General features: G+C 66.2%; 11 protein-coding genes. 2 read left to right on the forward strand and 9 right to left on the reverse strand.

Annotated elements, in window-relative coordinates; translation table 11 throughout:
- Positions 1 to 6 precede the first annotated feature (6 nt).
- On the reverse strand, positions 7 to 2,166 hold the full coding sequence (locus ACF8LI_RS14390; RefSeq protein ID WP_392414221.1) for a methyl-accepting chemotaxis protein: 2,160 nt from the start codon (positions 2,164 to 2,166) through the stop codon (positions 7 to 9).
- A gap of 372 nt (positions 2,167 to 2,538) precedes the next feature.
- Here ACF8LI_RS14390 and ACF8LI_RS14395 point away from each other — a divergent pair, with 372 nt between their 5' ends.
- Positions 2,539 to 2,784, forward strand: a complete 246-nt coding sequence (locus ACF8LI_RS14395) for a hypothetical protein (protein ID WP_223275363.1) — start codon at positions 2,539 to 2,541, stop codon at positions 2,782 to 2,784.
- A 25-nt stretch (positions 2,785 to 2,809) separates the two neighbouring features.
- Here ACF8LI_RS14395 and ACF8LI_RS14400 read toward each other — a convergent pair whose 3' ends face one another.
- From ACF8LI_RS14400 to ACF8LI_RS14415, 4 genes are read right to left on the reverse strand one after another with little or no spacing between them, the layout of a single operon-like run.
- Positions 2,810 to 3,463 carry a response regulator transcription factor gene (locus tag ACF8LI_RS14400; RefSeq protein ID WP_016448158.1) on the reverse strand — a complete coding sequence of 218 codons (654 nt, stop codon included), beginning with the start codon at positions 3,461 to 3,463 and terminating at the stop codon, positions 2,810 to 2,812.
- A gap of 18 nt (positions 3,464 to 3,481) precedes the next feature.
- A complete protein-coding gene (locus tag ACF8LI_RS14405) occupies positions 3,482 to 6,766 on the reverse strand; it encodes a response regulator (protein ID WP_392414222.1) in 3,285 nt (1,094 codons plus the stop codon).
- Positions 6,767 to 6,786: 20 nt separating this feature from the next.
- Positions 6,787 to 7,998: an EAL domain-containing protein gene (locus ACF8LI_RS14410; protein WP_392414223.1), complete on the reverse strand. Its 1,212-nt coding sequence runs from the start codon at positions 7,996 to 7,998 to the stop codon at positions 6,787 to 6,789.
- A 4-nt stretch (positions 7,999 to 8,002) separates the two neighbouring features.
- Positions 8,003 to 10,351 (reverse strand): ATP-binding protein, encoded by a 2,349-nt coding sequence (locus ACF8LI_RS14415; RefSeq protein ID WP_392414224.1) that lies wholly within the window; start codon positions 10,349 to 10,351, stop codon positions 8,003 to 8,005.
- Positions 10,352 to 10,738: 387 nt separating this feature from the next.
- On the opposite strand from ACF8LI_RS14415, the gene ACF8LI_RS14420 reads away from it, so the two are divergent.
- Positions 10,739 to 13,063: an Ig-like domain-containing protein gene (locus ACF8LI_RS14420; RefSeq protein WP_392429827.1), complete on the forward strand. Its 2,325-nt coding sequence runs from the start codon at positions 10,739 to 10,741 to the stop codon at positions 13,061 to 13,063.
- Positions 13,064 to 13,097: 34 nt separating this feature from the next.
- On the opposite strand, the gene ACF8LI_RS14425 is transcribed toward ACF8LI_RS14420, so the two are convergent.
- From ACF8LI_RS14425 to ACF8LI_RS14440, 4 genes are all read right to left on the reverse strand, one after another.
- Positions 13,098 to 13,415, reverse strand: coding sequence for a DUF3325 domain-containing protein (locus tag ACF8LI_RS14425; RefSeq protein WP_392414226.1), 318 nt, complete (start codon positions 13,413 to 13,415; stop codon positions 13,098 to 13,100).
- On the reverse strand, positions 13,408 to 15,081 hold the full coding sequence (locus ACF8LI_RS14430) for a PepSY domain-containing protein (RefSeq protein ID WP_016448164.1): 1,674 nt from the start codon (positions 15,079 to 15,081) through the stop codon (positions 13,408 to 13,410). Before ACF8LI_RS14430 ends, ACF8LI_RS14425 begins: the two co-directional genes overlap by 8 nt.
- A 16-nt stretch (positions 15,082 to 15,097) precedes the next feature.
- Positions 15,098 to 15,376 (reverse strand): hypothetical protein, encoded by a 279-nt coding sequence (locus tag ACF8LI_RS14435; protein ID WP_016448165.1) that lies wholly within the window; start codon positions 15,374 to 15,376, stop codon positions 15,098 to 15,100.
- Positions 15,377 to 15,464: 88 nt separating this feature from the next.
- Positions 15,465 to 17,183, reverse strand: coding sequence for an FMN-binding glutamate synthase family protein (locus ACF8LI_RS14440; protein ID WP_392414227.1), 1,719 nt, complete (start codon positions 17,181 to 17,183; stop codon positions 15,465 to 15,467).
- Positions 17,184 to 17,216 lie beyond the last annotated feature (33 nt).

A 17,216-nucleotide genomic window follows, 5' to 3' on the forward strand; every position in this document is an offset into this window, starting at 1 on the left:
CGGCGCCTAGAAGTTGTCCCAGTCGTCATCGGCCGTGGAGGCCATGGCGATGGGCTTGGCGGCAGCCGGTTTTGCCGAGGCAGCCGACGCGGCCGGGGTGGCAGGCTTGGCAACGGCAGGCGGGGCGGCTTGGGGCACAGATGCCTTGGCCGCGCCGGGCGCCAGCGACGGTGCGCGGGGCGCCGCCTGCGCCTGGGCATTGCTGCCGCCCGGCAGCCTGAAGATGGAGACCACGCGCACCAGTTGATCGGACTGGTGGCGCAGGCCGGCGGCGGCGCCGGCCATTTCCTCGACCAGGGCGGCGTTTTTCTGCGTGGTCTGGTCGATGTGGGTGATGGCTTCGGCCACCTGGGCGACGCCGCTGTTCTGCTCGGCGCTGGCGTGGCTGATGTCCGATATCAGCTGGGTGACCTTGCGGATTTCCTCCATGGCCTGTTCCATGGTTTCCCCGGCAAACGCGGCCTCCTGGTTGCCGGTGTGGATTTCGGCGACGCTGTGGCTGATGAGCTGCTTGATTTCCTTGGCGGCCTCGGCGCTGCGGCCTGCCAGGGCGCGCACTTCCTCGGCCACCACGGCAAAGCCGCGGCCATGCTCGCCCGCCCGGGCAGCTTCCACGGCAGCGTTGAGGGCGAGGATATTGGTCTGGAAGGCAATGCCGTCGATGACGCCGATGATGTCGGCAATCTTCTTGCTGCTGGCGTCTATGCCCTGCATGGTCTGCACGACCTTGCGCACGGCCTGCCCGCCTTCGGTGACGACGCGCTGGGCCTCGCGCGTGATGCGGTCGGCCGATTGCGCGTGGTCCGCGTTGTGGGCCACGGTGGAGCCCAGCTCTTCCATGGCGGCGGCCGTCTGCTCCAGCGCGCTGGCCTCGCTTTCGGTGCGGGCGGCCAGGTCCTGGTTGCCCTGGGCGATTTCCGCGCTGGCCAGGGCCACGCTGTGGGCCTGTTCGTTCACGCTGCCGACCACGCGGGTCAGGCCCGTGCTGGTGGTGTTCATGGCTTCCAGCAGGTGGCCGATTTCGTCATGGCGGTCGCTGGCGATGCGCACGGTCAGGTCGCCATCGGCAATGGCGTAGGCCATGTGGCTGGCCTGCTTCAAGGGGCGAACGATCATGCGGCGGATGAGCCAGAACCACGCGGCCGACAGCAGCAGCACGGCGCCCAGGCCCATGAGGGCGAACTGCAGGATCAGGCTGCGGGTCTCGGAGACGAATTCGTCCACGTAGGCGCTGGTGGCGATGACCCAGTTCCAGGGCGCGTAGTGGCTGAAGACGACCAGCTTGTCGCGGGGCTGCTCCTCGCCCGGGTTGGTCCAGGGATAGGCGATGCTGCCCTGCTTGCGGTCCAGCATGTCGCGGATGAAGAAACGGCCGTCGCCGTCCCTGGACTCGCTGATGTTCTTGCCCTCCATGGCGGGATGCACCACCAGCTGGCCGCGCTGGGGGCCGTCTTCGGCGTTGAGCACGAAGTAGTAGCCGGTCTGGCCGACCTTGAGCGCGCGGATGGAGTCCTTGAAGTGCTCCAGCAGTTGCGAGAAGTCCTGGCCCACGAAGGCAATGCCCACGGTGGCACCCGCCGCGTCCTTGAGCGGGCGGTAGTGCGTCATGTACTGGCGGCCGAACAGATGGGCCAGGCCCATGTAGCTTTGGCCGGCCTGGATGGCGGCGTAGGCGGGGTGGGCGCGGTCCAGGCGGCTGCCCAGCACGGCCGCGCCCTTGTCATCCTTGTCGTTCTTCAGGGTAGTGGCAATGCGCACGAAGTCGCCCTGCCCCTGCGCCGCGAACACGGTGGCCACGGCGCCGGTGCTGCGCGTGAAAGCCTGCAGCTGCGCATCGTTGCCGTTGAGCGGCTGGCCGTCCAGGCTCAGCACCGGCTCGCTGCCGCCGGTGTCCAGGCTGAGCGTGCCCTGCAGGCTGTGCGCCAGGCTGTCGGCCAGGAACTGGGTGCGCTGGCGCAGCTCCTTGTCGTTGGACTCGATGAAGTTGTACAGCGTCCGTATGCCCTGCTGCATGTCGCTGTTCATCCTGGACTGCAGGGACTTGCTGACATCCCAGGCAATGCCCAGGACCAGCAGGCCCAGGATGGAGGCGACCCAGACGAAATTGGTGATGGACAGTTTGGTGCCCAGCCCTTGGCGGCGCCAGAAACGTTGGCCGATGTGCATTGATGCATCTCCTGTGCGGCGTAGGGCGCCGCTGTTGTGTGCGCACGCGGTATCGGCATGGAATGCCTGCGTGCCAGGCCAGGCTGACCCAAGTCAAGCCGTGGCGATTCATGGGCCGAAGCGTATCGGCGCCGCCGCCTGGGGGATTTGAGATGGGTCAAGGAAGTAACCAAGTGTTGCAACAGCGGCAGAAACTGCCGGATTGCCGCCGGCGGCGGCATTCATTGCAACGGATATGACAGCCGACGATAAGAATCGTCTTAACCTGGGTTGCGCAGGTTCTGGCAAGACTGGACAGCGGTATATCGATCCGTTTTATTTCCAGAAATGCAGCCGAAAACAATCCAGAAACTGTGCGACCCATGCTACGAATTGCTGAGCAATACATCCCTGTCCAAGCCCCACCCCGGACTGAGGTTCCGCTTTTACTCGCTGGAGCAGGATGCCAATTTCGTGAACTATGGCTGCGTGCATTGCCAGGCGCCCCTGGCGATGAAGACAAGCCGGCGCGGGGCACTTCTGGGGTTTCGCCTGATGCCGTCCGAACCGCACTATCGCCTGGGCGAGGTGGACGCCGAGGGCGGCAGCCAGGCGCAAGGCCAGGCGCTGGAAGGTTGACCGGCTGGTGCAGCCCGCAGGCCGGTCAGTCGAAGAGATGGTGCTCGGCGCAGAAGGCGGCCAGGTCCTGGTTGCTGTCCACGTTCAGCTTGCGCATGGCGGAGTTCTTCTGGAGGCTGACGGTCTTGACGCTGCGCCTCAGGCGTGCGGCGATTTCCGTGATGGATTCCCCCTTGGCGAAATGCCTGAGGACTTCGAATTCGCGCGGCGAGAGGTTGTTGGCGCGTTCGCTCAGGAAAACCGTCCTCTCCTGCCTGGGCGTGCCTGCCTGGAACGAGGGCGAGTAGTAGCGCGTGTTGAGGCGCACGCATTGCAGCGCCGCCATGATCTGGCTGAGCGGGTCTTCCTTGAGCAGCACGCCGGCGACGCCCGCGTCATACAGGGCCGAGATGATCATGGGATTGGAGACGGTCGTCAGCACCAGCACCTTGATGTGCGGGAAATGGCGTATCAGGTAGTCCACGTAGCGCAGGCCGTCTCCGTAGAGGTCATCGCCCGGCATGGAGTAGTCGGTCAGAACCACGTCCAGGGGGTTCGATCTGGCGTATTCCATCAAGGACGACGGGGTATCGAACGTGGCCACGACCTGGAGATTGGGGTCCTGCTCCAGGAAGTCCTTGACGCCAAGCAGGACCACGGCGTGGTCGTCCACGACAGCAATGCGCAGTTTCAGTTTCATGGGATCGCAAGCAAAGGGTTAGGGCTGGGGCAATTGCGCCATCATGGCGCGAAGGTCGGCCAGGAGGTCGTCCAGCAGGACTGACAGCGCGGCCTGCAGGCCGGGCTCCGGGGCGCCGTTCAGGAGCCGCTCCTCCAGCGCCTGGGTGCGGGCGGCAAGCTCCTGCATCCTGGCCAGCAGCAAGGCGCCGCGCATGCGGTGCAGGGCCTGGGCGGCCAGGTCGGGCCGGCGCTCCTGCAGGCCGCGGGCCAGCATTTCTATGTCGTCGTTCATGCACTGCACGAAGACCTGCCTGTGCGTCTGCAAAACGTTGGGCTCCGACAGGGCCGGGGGCGGGGGAATGTCCGCCGCCGCAGCGCCGGCCTGGGCAGGCGCCGGACGCAGGCGTTTTCTCGGCGCGAACTTCTCCAGGGTGCGGACCAGCGTGCGCAACTGGATGGGCTTGACCAGCCAGGCATTCATGCCGGCGTTCAGGCAGCGGTTTTCCTCGTCCAGCATGGCATTGGCGGTCACGCCGACGATGGGGCAGGCAACCCCCTCCGAACGCAGCCGCTCGGCGAGTTCGTAGCCGTTGAGGTAGGGCATGTTCACATCCGTCAGCACCAGGTCGTGCGGGCTGATGTCCCACAGCGCCAGCGCCTCCTCCCCGTCGTCGGCGACCGTGACTTCGCAGCCCAGGCTCTCGAGCTGGCCGCGCAGCGTCACCTGGTTGACGGGATTGTCCTCGGCGACCAGCACGCGCAGGTCGAACAGGGGCAGATCGGTGCCGGCGCTGGCAGAGCGCTGCGCACCGCCAAGCACCTGGGCAATGCCCTGGCCGATGCTCAGGACGTTGTGCCCGTCGATGCCCCGGTTGTCCGGCGAGGACAGGTTCAGGTGCCGCCCCTTCCACTGCGGCGCGGGGCTGTCCGCCGGCAGCAGGACGTCCAGCAGCAGCTCATCGTCATGGGCCGCCACCGGGGCGGCTGCCGCCGCGCGGGCCTGGCCGCCCCAGCGCCGCAGCCAGGCGCAGATGTTGTCCGTCAGTTCCGGGTGGGGGGTGCGCACCGCGATCCGGGCGCCCTGCAGCGCGGGAGCCTCCTCCTGCTCCGGCCCCTGCTCCTGCTCCTGCTCCTGCGCGACGGTCTCCAGCCCCAGCTCGAACCAGAACCTGCTGCCCAGGCCGGGCTCGCTCCAGACCTGGATGGAGCTGGACATCATCCGGGCCAGGCTCCAGCAGATGGACAGGCCCAGGCCCGCTCCACGGGCGGTGCGGCTGCTGTTCTTGACGAGATAAAAGGGCGTGAAAAGCTCGCCATGCAGGGATTTTTCTATGCCCACGCCCGTGTCGCAGACCTCGAACACCAGCCGGGCCTGCGAAGCCGTGCCCGGCATGCTGCGCAGGCGGACGATCACATGGCCGGCCTCCGTGAACTTGATGGCGTTGCTGATGAGATTGCCCAGGATCTGGCGGATGCGCACCGCATCGCCCAGCACCGACTCGGGCACCTGCGCGTCCACGCAGGAAAACAGCAGCAGGCCGTTTTGCTGCGCCATGGCGGCGTAGGAACTGGTGCAGTTTTGCACCAGCTCCCGGGGATTGAACGGGGCCTTTTCCAGCTGCAGCTGGCCGGCCTCGATCTTGCTGGTGTCCAGGATGTCGCTGATGATCTGCAGCAAGATGGACGAGGACGCTTCGATACGGTCCACGTATTTGCTCTGCAGCTGGGTGAGCTCGGTCATGCCCAGCAGCTCCAGCGTGCCCAGCGCGCCATACAGCGGCGTGCGGATTTCGTGGCTCATGGTCGCCAGAAAGGTGGACTTGGCCTCGTTGGCCTCGTCCGCCGCGATTCTTGCCCGCTCCAGGTTGCTCTCGATCTCCGCGCGCGCGCTGACGTCGGCAAAAATGCACAGCGTCACATCCTGGCCGAGGTAGCGCGTGGGCGCATAGGCCACATGAAGCGTCCTGCCCTGCTCGGTGACCAGGCGCTCCATGGTGCCTGCGGCCCGGGCATGGACAATCTCCTCCAGCGCCGCCTTGTTCTCCGGCGAGCCGGGACGCAGGTAGCCATCGGCCGAGTGCAGCCACTCCTGCACCAGCGAGTTGCTGAAGATGATTTTCCCGCTGCCGTAGGCCACAAGGCAGATGGCCACGGGAGCGGTTTCGATCAGCGTCCTGTTGAATTCATTGCTCTCGACGATGACCCGCTGCGCCTCCTGCGCGGGCGCAATCACCTTGCGGTTGAACCACCGGGTATAGGCCACGCCGGCCAGCAGGCTCAGCAGCAGGGCCAGCACCAGGCCGGCAGAAGGGGCGAACAGCCTGCCCTGGAAAAAGGTGGCGTAGTCCACCTGGTAGTAGCCGGTCCACCGGCCGGAGGCATCCTCGGTCTTGAGGATCAGGCCATTGCGCGTGTACTGCATCCCCGTGTTGTCCACCTGCGGGACGGGGCCGGTGCCCATGAGCACGCCGAAGTCCCGGTGCTCCAGCCAGAAAAGATGCCTGGGCAGCGTATGGATGGTTCTTTCTATGGCGCTGATGCGCTGGCGGCTGAAAAGGATGGCGGCGTAGATCGGGCTTGTGGCGGCTTCGTCGCCGGCTTCGAGATGGCTTGAAAAGCCGGCGGCGACCATGCCGATCATCTTCTCCGGGAACTGGGGCGACCGGAACCAGACGATTTCCTGCGCCGGCGCCGTGGAGCCGGCGCCCGGCCGGGCATCGGCGGCCCTGGCCCGCAGATGCGCCTTGACGGCGGCAATCGTGCTGTCGAACATTTCCTGCGTGACGCTCTCGTTGCCGATGGGCACGTCGATGGCCGGCACGCCGATGCTGATCGCCCCGTCCTCCTTGGTGAAGAAGGCAGCGGCTGCCGGGAAGTAGGAGCCTGCCCAGAAGGAGGAATAGCCTGCGGCCAGGGAGCTGCCCAGCGAGAAAAGCCGGTCCGGGAGCGTGTCGCAGGCCACGCGCGCAGAGCATTGCAGTGAAAAGGGAATGCCGCCGATGGCCTCGCGGCCACGGAACATGCGGTAGTCCGCCTGCGCAGGTGCGGGCACGTCGACGATGGTGGCTATCCTCTGGTCCGGCAGCGCTTTCCAGGACTCGTTGCGGCCCTTGAGCCGCCGAAGGAAGATTTCCTGCTCCTGCAGCGAGCCGACGATGGCGGAGAAGTTCAAGGCCAGGCGCCCCTGCTCCTGCTCGAAGATCCTCTCCGAACCCCACAGCAGCACGGCGATGAGGAAGATCGCCAGGGGAAGCGCTCCAAACAGTACCCGGTTCTGCCAGCGTGTGGTGCGTGTGATCTTGCTGAACGGGGAGTCGGGCATGGACGCCTTGCGTGCTTGGGTCAGGTGGGGTTGCCTTGGTGCCGGGGTTCGGACGCCAGCATAAGGGCAAATTCAACCGCAGGCACCGCGGCGGACAGCAGATAGCCCTGCACGCAATCGCATCCGATGCTGCGCAGCAACTCCAGGTCCCGGGTAGTCTCCACGCCTTCCGCCGTCACCGTCAGGCCCAGCTGCCGCCCCAGTTGCACCGACGACGTCAAGGCCGCAGTCCGCACCTCGTCACCTGCCGCACCGGCCACGAAGGCCCGGTCGATCTTCAATTCGGTGAAGGGCGTGGAGATGAGGCTGTACATCGAGCTGTATCCGCGCCCGTAGTCATCCTGGGCCAGGCCGAAGCCCTTGAGGCGCAACCGGCTCGCGCTCATGTAGTAGTTGGCGGGTATGCCGACGGCCTGGTCCTCCAGCAGCTCGAACGTGATGTTCTCCGCAGCAATGCCGCACCGGGCCGCCATGCCGTGCAACTCGTCCGGCAGGCCGATATCGTCCAGCAGCGGTACCGGCAGGTTGACGGACACAGGCACGACATGTCCGGCACTGCGCCAGGCCAGGTGCGCCGACATGGCATCTTCCATCATCCGCACCAGCAAGGCATGGTCCAGCCCATGGAACCGGATGGCGGACATGAACGAGCCCGGCATCATGAAGCCGAACTGCGGATCGTTCCAGCGCGCCAGCGCTTCCACGCCGACGATGTGGCCCGTGAGCAGGGATTTCTTGGGCTGGAACCAGGCCTGTATGGTTTTCTCCTGCAAAGCCTGCACCAGGTGGGCCTTGGCGAAAATCGGCCGCTCCCTGATGCCGGCAGCGGCTTTCCCCTCGTTTGCATGGACGGACCTGAGTTGGCTGACCAGCGCCTGGACATGGTCCGTGCCGAACGGCTTCTGGAACATCCCGATGACGGAAAAGCCGGACTCCTTGGCCATGAGACTGACGCTGTTCATCAGCCGGCGCGAGCAGGAGGTGGATATCACGAGCATGGGATGCAGGTCGCGCCGGCTCAATTCATCGATGAACTGCAGGCCGTCCATGTCAGGCATCTTCAGGTCGGTGATGACGAGATGGAATCCGCCGTCGCCCAGCTTCTCCAGGGCCTCCCGCGCGTTGCAGGCCATGTGCGTGTCCGTGAGTCCCGCCTCCATGAGCAGGCTGCGCGCGTGCTCGCAGCACAGGGGATGGTCGTCCAGGATGAGTACTTTGAATGGGGCCAGCATGGGTTCAGGTCCTGCCTTGCTTGATGTTGTTCAAGGTGGTGCGCAGCACCGCCAACGTGAATGGCTTGCACAGCAGGCTGTCGAAGCCGGCCGGCAGTCCTTCGCCCTGCCCCTGCCCCTGCCCCTGCCCCTGCCCTTGCGATTGCTCTTGAGCCTGCGTCTGGGTCTGCGGCTGCGGCTGCGGCTGTGCATTGGCCGTCAGCCCGACGATCGGGCGGACATACCCGCGCTTTCTGAGCGCACGCGCCAGGGCCGGGCCGTCCAGCAACGGCATGTGCAGGTCGGTGAGAACGGCATCGAATTCGAGCAGGCCGGGCAGGGACAGCGCGTCCTGTCCATTGCTGGCCTGCTGGACCTCGCAGCCCAGCAACTGCAGCTGCTCTCGCAGGATGATCCTGTTGATGGGGTTGTCCTCGACGATGAGCACCCTCAGCCCCAGGGGCTCGTGGACCTGGGCGGCGGCGGCATACAGGTCGGGGCGCGCACCCGGTGCAATGCCCTGCTGGGCCAGGCCCAGCGCATGGCCCACTGCCGGCACGCCAGGCGCGCTGGCCTCCCACACGCAGGCCTGCACGGTCTCGCGGGGGCTCTCGCCCGGCGCCAGCGCCAGAACGCATTTGCCCGTCCATTGCGGACGGCGCAGCGACCGCGGCCAGGCTTGCACCAGCACGGCCTGCTCATTGGGACCCTGCACCTGGTCCCGGTAGGGCTGGGCCATGGCGCCCCAATGCCGCAGCCAGGCGCACAGGTTGTGCACGACTTCCGGAATGGCGCCATCCACGTAGACGGTGTGCGGCAACAGACTGGGCACTGCCTCATAGCCTGCCGCGCTCTCGCGCGGCAGGCGCAGCTCGAATGACACGCAGGTCCCCAGTCCCAGCTGGCTGGCGGCCGTCAGCCGCCCGCCCATCTCCTGGCTGAGGCGCAGGCAGATGGACAGTCCCAGGCCCGCGCCCTGGACCTGCTGCTGGGTGGCCGCATGGGCACGGAAGTACGGGTCGAACAGGAAGGGCTGCTGCTCCGGGTCGATGCCGATGCCGGTGTCCTGCACCTGGAACCGCAGGTCGGTGCCTTCCTCGCTCTCTCCCATGACCTGCAGGCGGATGGCCACATGGCCGGAGAACGTGAACTTGATGGCATTGCCCACCAGGTTGTCCAGGATCTGCCGCAGCCGCAAGGCATCGCCCACCAGCAGGGGCGGCGTTTTCACATCGGAGACGGCATACAGCTGCAGCCCCTTTTGCTCGGCACGCGACAGCAGGCCTGCGGCCACGCTGTCGAGCAGTTCGGTGGCCGAGAACGCATGGGCCTCCAGTTGCAGCCGGCCCGCCTCGATGGCCGACAGGTCCAGGCTGTCGTTGACGATGCGCAGCAAGGAGGCCGATGCCTGCTGCATGGCCCCCAGGTAGCGTGTCTGTTCGGAAGGAACCCTGGACAGCGCCAGCAGCTCCAGCGTTCCCAGGATGCCAAAGAGCGGCGTCCGTATTTCATGGCTCATGGTGGCCAGAAACTGCGTCTTGGCCTGGCTGGCCGATTCGGCGCGCAGCTTGGCATCAACCAGCGCTGCCTGCACCTGCCTGAGCGCCGTCACATCGCTGACCAGGCAAAAAACCACCGGCTCGCCTGCGTGGCTGGTGTGCGTGGTGCTGACCTCCACCAGCCGACCGTCTCCCAGCACCAGCTCGCGCCGGCCCTGCTGCGCGCCCGCGGCAACGGCATGCTCGAACCACGAAGAATCACTGCACACCCACTGCCGCGCCAGCCCGTTGGACAGCAGCAGGCTGCGATCGCTGCACCGCACCAGTGCCAGGCCCACGGGGGCCGTGTCCAGCAGCTTTCGGCAGAGCGCATCACCGGCGGCGCAGGTGCCTGCCCGGCTCCAGGCCGAAGCCGGCACGCCGCGGCGCAGCCGGCGCACGCACCATGCAAGAACAGCCATGAAGGCAAGTCCCAGCGACACGGACCCCAGCAGCAGCCAGACATGGGCCCTGACCAGCTGCCGCGCGGACTCCCAGCGGCCTGCAAGCCATCCGGCGTTGTTCGCGGATTTGCGCAGCAACAGGGATTCGGGAAGCGCCCGGCCTGCCTGCATCAGTGAATGGAGCGGCCCGGGCTGGCCCTGCGCTGCGCTGGCGCGCCACGGCCAGGCATAACCGGCTTGCGTGTGGATGGCTGCGTGCGTGGCCCCCACCGCAGCGTCCAGCAGCAGGAAACATCGGTCCATGAAAAACAACTGAATGTCTCGCACGGGCACATGGCCGAGGCTGCGCGACGGCGTCGCCGGGGCGGCGTCGTCCCTGCCGCCGTGACCGGCACAGGCCAGCATGGCCATGATCGCCAGTGCAAATGCCATCAAGTCACGCCGTGCCAGGGACAGGCACAGCCTGTGATGTGTCGATCTGGAAGAAAACAAGAGAGCTTGAAACTGGCGCATTGCCGAATCTTAGGAATCAAAGGGCGAATTTGGACTAAGAATTTTCTTAATGCTGAAACCTCTTGCACGCCGCCTCGCCAAAGAGCGATTTCAAACATCGATCCGCCATCGGAAAATCGTCAAATCTCTTTGAAAATGCCATTATTCCTGTCACTTTAAGAAAATTCTTAAACCAATATTCCGATGCCCTGGAGATCATTGCCGGATTGATTCATCGACAAAGGCTGCTCCGTTTCCGACCACCCCTGTGATATTGCACACAGACGTCGCGCATGCAGAATGCCAGCGCTTTTTTCACGTCCTGTATTGCGCAATATCCAGAATGCGTTTCGGCAGCCCCTTTCAGGGAAAGTAAAAATGGCAATGAGGATATACAGGCAACGATTCACTACCAGGCCGGCAAGCAGGCCGCTGCGCCTGCTCGCCCTGGCGTTGCTCTTGCAAGGCTGTGTCGCCACGGCCCATGCATGGACCGTCGTGGTGGACAGCGCCGCCGACGCAAGCGGCCCGTGCGCCAGCACCGGCCTGGGACCCTGCTCCCTGCGCGACGCCATCACCTACGCCAACGCCAACCGCAACAAAGGGGGCGACAACCGCATCGAGTTCAACATCGGTGCGGGGGGAGAGCAGACCATCGTCACCCAAAGCAACTGGAATGGCAGCCTCATGCAGCCCATTGCACCCGCCACATCACTGACGGTGGACGCCAGCACGCAACCCGGCTATGAGGACCACTTGCCACGCCGCCCCCTGATCACGCTGCAGGCAGGCAGCTCCGAGTTCGGTACAGGGCTCGAGCTGGCAGGCGCCATCACGGTGCGCGGTCTGGCGATAGGCGGCTTCAACACCGCCCTGGCGGTGACCGGCGACGGCAACACCGTGCTGGGCTGCCATATAGGCGTTGACGCATCGGGAACGGTCGCCATGGGCAATCGCAGCAACATCCTTGTCAACTCCGGCAACCGCAACCGCATCGGTAGTCTCGATATTGGCGGGCGAAATGTCATCTCCGCGGCGGAAAATTCCGGAATATGGCTTTCCTGGCCGGGCGCCGGTACAGAAAACATCATTCAGGGAAATTACATAGGCACCGATATCACCGGCAATGTGGCGCTGGGAAACCAGGGAAACGGCATCAGCGTGGCATCCGGATTTACCGGCACGCTGATCGACAGCAACCTCGTCTCCGGCAATGTCAGGGAAACCGGTGGTTCATCCGGGATTTCCATTTCCGGCTCGCACACGCTGGTGACCCGCAACCGTGTCGGGACCAATGCAGCCGGCACGGCCATGATTGCCAACAATGGTCCAGGCATTGCCGTATTCTTCTCACCGGAAGGCGGACATCGCATTGGCACAGGCCCTGAAGACGGCAACCTGGTTGCCGGAAACAAGGAAACGGCCATTGAATTGAATGGAAACTACGCCGCACGCAACTCGAATACCCTGATTGCCGGGAATATCGTGGGAACCAGCCTGGATGCCAGCACCATGCTGCCCAATCAATGGGGCATCGTCATCAAAGATTCGGACGAGGTGACCGTGCGCGGAAACATCGTCGGTGGCAGCAAGGCCTCCGGCATACAGTTCCAGGGCGCCGGCAAGAACAACCTCGTGCAGGGCAACTACGTGGGCGTCAGTCCCCAGGGAACCGCCCTGCCCAATGGGGAAGGCGTTTCCTTTTTCCAGAAGGCCCATGACACCCTGGTCGGCGGTGACGACGCGGCACATGCCAACGTGATTGCGCACAACAGACTGTTCGGCGTGGGATTGCGGGGGGACGAAGTCAAGGGCATCTCCATGCTCGGCAATGCCATCTACGGCAATACCGAGGGAGGCATCGCACGAACCAGCCTGGCCAACGGAGATCCTGCCGATCCGGTGCTGCTCACGGTGACGCCCGACGGCCTGTCCGGCACGCTGGACAGCGTCGCCAACGAGAGCATGCGCATCGAGTATTTCTCGACGCCCAGGCTGCCCGACGGGCTGGTGGAGCGCGCCGCCGGCAAGGTTCTGCTGGGCTCGCAGACCGTGACCACCGATGCCTCCGGCCATGCGCCCTTGGTGTTCAAGGGCGCCATGCCCCCGGGCGACCAGGCCGCTGTCACGGCGACCGCCACCCGGATTTCCACCGGCGACACCTCGCGCTTTTCCAACGCGATGGCGGCCAACGCCGCCCCCGTGGCGCTGCCGCAAGCCGTCACGACGCCGCAGGATACGGCGCTGTCCATCACCCTCGCTGGCACGGACTTCGAGTCGGACCCGCTGCGCTTCGAGATCACCACGGGCCCCGCCCATGGCGGCATCAGCGGCTTCGATCCCCAGACGGGCACGCTGGTCTACACGCCGGCGGCCGGCTACTCCGGGCCCGATACCTTCGCCTTCACGGTATCCGACGGGCACCAGAGCGCTGCCGCACCGGCATCCGTGTCCATCGAGGTGATCGCTGCCGATCCTCCCGACCCTGGCCCGGGCACCGATCCCGACCCCGGTCCGGGCACGGACCCAGGGCCCGGTGCCGGCCCCGGAAATGTCCAGGCCGTTCCCGGCCTGGGCAAGGGCGGCATGCTGGCGCTGCTGTGCGGCATGGCCTATCTGGCCAGCCGCAGGATGAGGAAAAGGCAGGCCTGAGCCTGCGGCGGGCGCAGAGGTCCCCGCGCAATCGTCAGGCCGGCAGCCAGCGCAGCCAGCTCGGCCGCCAGGTCAGCGTGAAGGCAATGGCCAGGGCGGCAGCGGCCAGCGTCATGATCCAGACCAGGGAGGCCATGGAGGCATGGTCCACCGCCAGGCACAGGCCCAGCGAGGCGGCCAGGCCTGAGGCGCCCAGCCAGCGCAGCAGCCTGACCTTGCCATCGGGCTGGGGCGTGTCGCCGTGCACCTGCTCCCAGTGCACGTCCTTGGCCAGCGCAAACCAGGCCATGCCGGCCAGCGAGGCGGCAAAGGCGGCGGCCAGCAGCAGTGCGTCCATCAGTCCCTCAGACATGGGCCACCTCCGCGGCGCGCGAGGGCATGGCGGGCGCGGCGCGCGTCTTGAGCTTGCGCGCCACCACCACGGCCAGCACGGCGCTGGCCAGCATGAACAGGTCCACGCCGGCCACCGGCCAGTAGCCCGCGCCCAGGGTCTTGAACAGGTGGTCGCCCGTGGTCAGCCAGTTCAGCAGCACGGCCACCACGGCCATGGCGGCCACGGCCCAGCACTGCTCGCGCCAGGCGGGGTTGGGCAGGCCCCGGGCCACGGGGGCGCTGCGCACAAAGGCATGCGCCATGGCCAGCAGCCAGGTGGCCCAGAAGAAATAGCGTTCCATGTCGCCCCGGCCCGGCCAGCCCTGGGGCATGGCCTCGGGCAGCAGGCGGTTGGCGATCAGCATGCCCAGCGTGGCCACCAGCATGCCGGTGACCGTGGTGACGGCCAGGGCATCGACCACGCGCGCGCCCTGCACGCCCTGTCTGGCGTGCTGCTTCTTGCGCTTTTCCACGAAAAAGACAAAGCCGGTGGCAATGCACACGCAGCCGGCCAGGCCGCCCAGCACGTACAGCCAGCGCAGCAGCCAGTGGCGGAAGTGCTGCAGGTGCAGGCCGGTGAGGAAGGTGTTGATGCTGTCCACGGCCGTGCGCGGAGGATCTTCGCGCAGCAGGGCGCCCGTGCTGGCCTTGAAGTGGATGCCCTCGCCCGTGAGCGCGATGCGGTCGGTGCCGGCGCGGTAGACGCTGACGTAGCCGTTGGCATCGCCCACATGGGTGACGGACAGGAAGCCCACGTCGCCGGCCATGCCCTTGGCGGCCCAGCGGCGCTGCGCCTCGGCCACCATGGCGTCCACCGAGGCCATGGGTGCGGCCACGCCGGCGCGGTCGTGCGGCAGGCCGGTTTCCTCGGCCTCCATCTTCTCGTGCAACTCGTGCAGGGGCTCCAGCTGGGTATGGGTGATGGGGAAGTAGATGCCCGCAAAGATCACCAGGCCCGTGAAGGCGAAGAAGAAGTGGAAGGGCAGCGCCACCACGCCGGTGAGGTTGTGCAGGTCCAGCACGCTGCGCTGCGTGGCCTTCTTCGGACGGAAGGTGAACAGCTCGCGGAAGATCTTGCGGTGCATGACCACGCCGCTGACCAGGGCCACCAGCATGATGAGCGCGGCAAAGCCCACGATCCAGTAGCCAAGGTTCATCCAGTTGAGCGTCAGGCTGTAGTGCAGCGGGTAGAAGAAGCGGCTACCGATCTTGAGGTGGTCGTCCGGCAGGGATTCGCCATTGCGCGGGTCGATGGTGCGCATGGCCCAGATCAGGGTCTCGGGCTTCTTGGCGTTGGGCACCTCGTAGCCGGCGAACAGGCCCAGCACGGGATCGCGGTGGGTGGTGTAGGCGCCCCAGCGCTGGGGCGTGTCGAAGCGCTCGGGCAGCGGGCCGTTGACCTCGCCGCGCATGGCATCGCGCGCCTGGGCGTTGGGCTGCATGGACTCGAAGACCGGCTTGAGGATCTGGTCGTACGAGGGCATGGGCGTGGGCTCGAAGCGCGAGGCCGGGATGGCCCAGCGGTCGATCTCGCGATCGAACACCGACAGCGCGCCGAAGAAGAAGGCGGCCATGAGCACGAAGCCGAGCGCAAGCCCGAACCAGGTGTGCAGCCAGGCCATGGAGAGGCGGAAGTTCTGGAACATGGGGCGTTCTCCGGATTCAGGGCAGCAGCATCTGCTGGAGCAGCGATGCGCAACCGGTCATGACAATGCCGCCGCCGGCCAGCACGGCCCAGACGCGCGGGAGGCTCTGCGCCGCAAAGGCCCAGAGGAACACCGTCAGAAACACCAGGAAGCCGAGGATGTAGCCCAGATGCTCGGCATCGTGGAACTCCATTCCGGCGGCAAACATCAGCGCCACGCCCAGGGCGATGAAGCCCCAGGTGAAGGCATAGCCGCCGAAGACGGCAGCCGCAATGCGAACCAAAATAGTTTTCATTTACAAAGAAAAATACAGTCGTGGACCAAAGTGCTCGGGGCGCATTATCCCCGAGCGCCGTCAAAACCCGTGATCGGCCGTGGTGTCCCTATGCGGGCTGGCCTGCCGCCTGCGCCTTGGCCTGCGGTGCCGAAGGCTTGAGCGTGGGCGGCACGAACTGGAAGGTATCCGCGCGCGCCCCTGGCCAGTAGAGCTTGAACACGTTGTGCTGCTTGTCCAGCGGCCCCAGCAGCGCGCCGGGCTCCACGCGCAGCACCAGGTTGGCGAGCTGGCGCACCTCGGTGTCGGAGATGCGCCGCACGATGTGGTGGGCCGTGATGTCGCAGGGGTGCTCCAGGCCCGCCGCCTGCACCAGCTCCTGCAGCGCATGCAGGGTCTTGTCATGGAAGTTGGCCACGCGCGTGGCCTTGTCGGGCACGACCAGGGCCTTCTGGCGCGCCGCGTCCTGCGTGGCCACGCCCGTGGGGCAGTGGCCGGTGTGGCAGTTCTGCGCCTGGATGCAGCCCAGGGCCATCATGAAGCCGCGCCCGGCGTTGCACCAGTCGGCGCCCAGCGCCATCATGCGCGCGATGTCGAAGGCCGTGATCACCTTGCCGGCCGCACCGATCTTGATGCGGTGGCGCAGGCCCACGCCGATCAGCGTGTTGTGCACCAGCAGCAGGCCTTCCTGCAGCGGCACGCCCACGTGGTCGGTGAACTCCACGGGCGCCGCGCCCGTGCCGCCCTCGGCGCCATCGACCACGATGAAGTCCGGCGTGATGTCCGTCTCCTGCATGGCCTTGACGATGGCGAACCACTCCCAGGGATGGCCCACGCAGAACTTGAAGCCCGTGGGCTTGCCGCCCGACTTCTCGCGCAGGCGGGCGATGAAATGCATCATCTCCACCGGCGTCCTGAAGGCGCTGTGGCTGGAGGGGCTGATGCAGTCCACACCCACGGGCACGCCGCGCGCGGCGGCGATCTCAGGGGTGACCTTGGCGCCCAGCAGCATGCCGCCGTGGCCGGGCTTTGCGCCCTGGCTGAGCTTGATCTCGATGAGCTTGACCTGCGGGTCGGTGGCGTTGGCGATGAATTTTTCTTCGTTGAAGCTGCCATCGTCGTTGCGGCAGCCGAAGTAGCCCGAGGCCACCTCCCAGATCAGGTCGCCGCCGTGCACGCGGTGGTGCTGGCTGATGGAGCCCTCGCCCGTGTCGTGCGCAAAGCCGCCCATCTTCGCGCCCTTGTTCAGCGCCAGGATGGCATTGGCCGACAGCGCGCCGAAGCTCATGGCCGAGATGTTGAAGATGCTGGCGCTGTAGGGCTGGGTGCAGGGCGAGGCGCCTTCATCGGCGCAGCCGATGGTGATGCGGAAATCATGCGAGGCCAGCCTGGTGGGCTGCATGGAATGGTTCACCCATTCATAGCCCTGGGCCGTGACATTGAGCTGCGTGCCCAGCGGGCGGCTGTCCGGATCGCCCTTGGCGCGCTGGTAGACCAGGGAGCGCTGGGCGCGAGAGAAAGGCAGCGCCTCATGGTCGGACTCGATGAAGTACTGGCGCATCTCGGGCCGGATGAACTCCAGCAGAAACCGCAGGTGGCCGATGATGGGGTAGTTGCGCAGCACCGAATGGCGCACCTGGGTCATGTCGCGCACGCCCAGCAGCGCCAGCGCGGCGCACACGCCAAAGCCCAGCCACCACCACAGCCCTCCCCACACCAGCGCCGCCACCAGCAGCCCCGCGCTGCCGACCAGGCTCAGGCAGAACGTGGTGTAGCGCAGCGGCACCCATGCGGGCAGGCGATGAACCGGGGAGGCAGACGTTGACATGGCGTGGGTCCTTGGGGGCGTGTTGACGATCTT

It is taken from the genome of Delftia sp. WSY_12 (genome assembly GCF_043104645.1).
Taxonomy (GTDB): domain Bacteria; phylum Pseudomonadota; class Gammaproteobacteria; order Burkholderiales; family Burkholderiaceae_C; genus Comamonas; species Comamonas tsuruhatensis.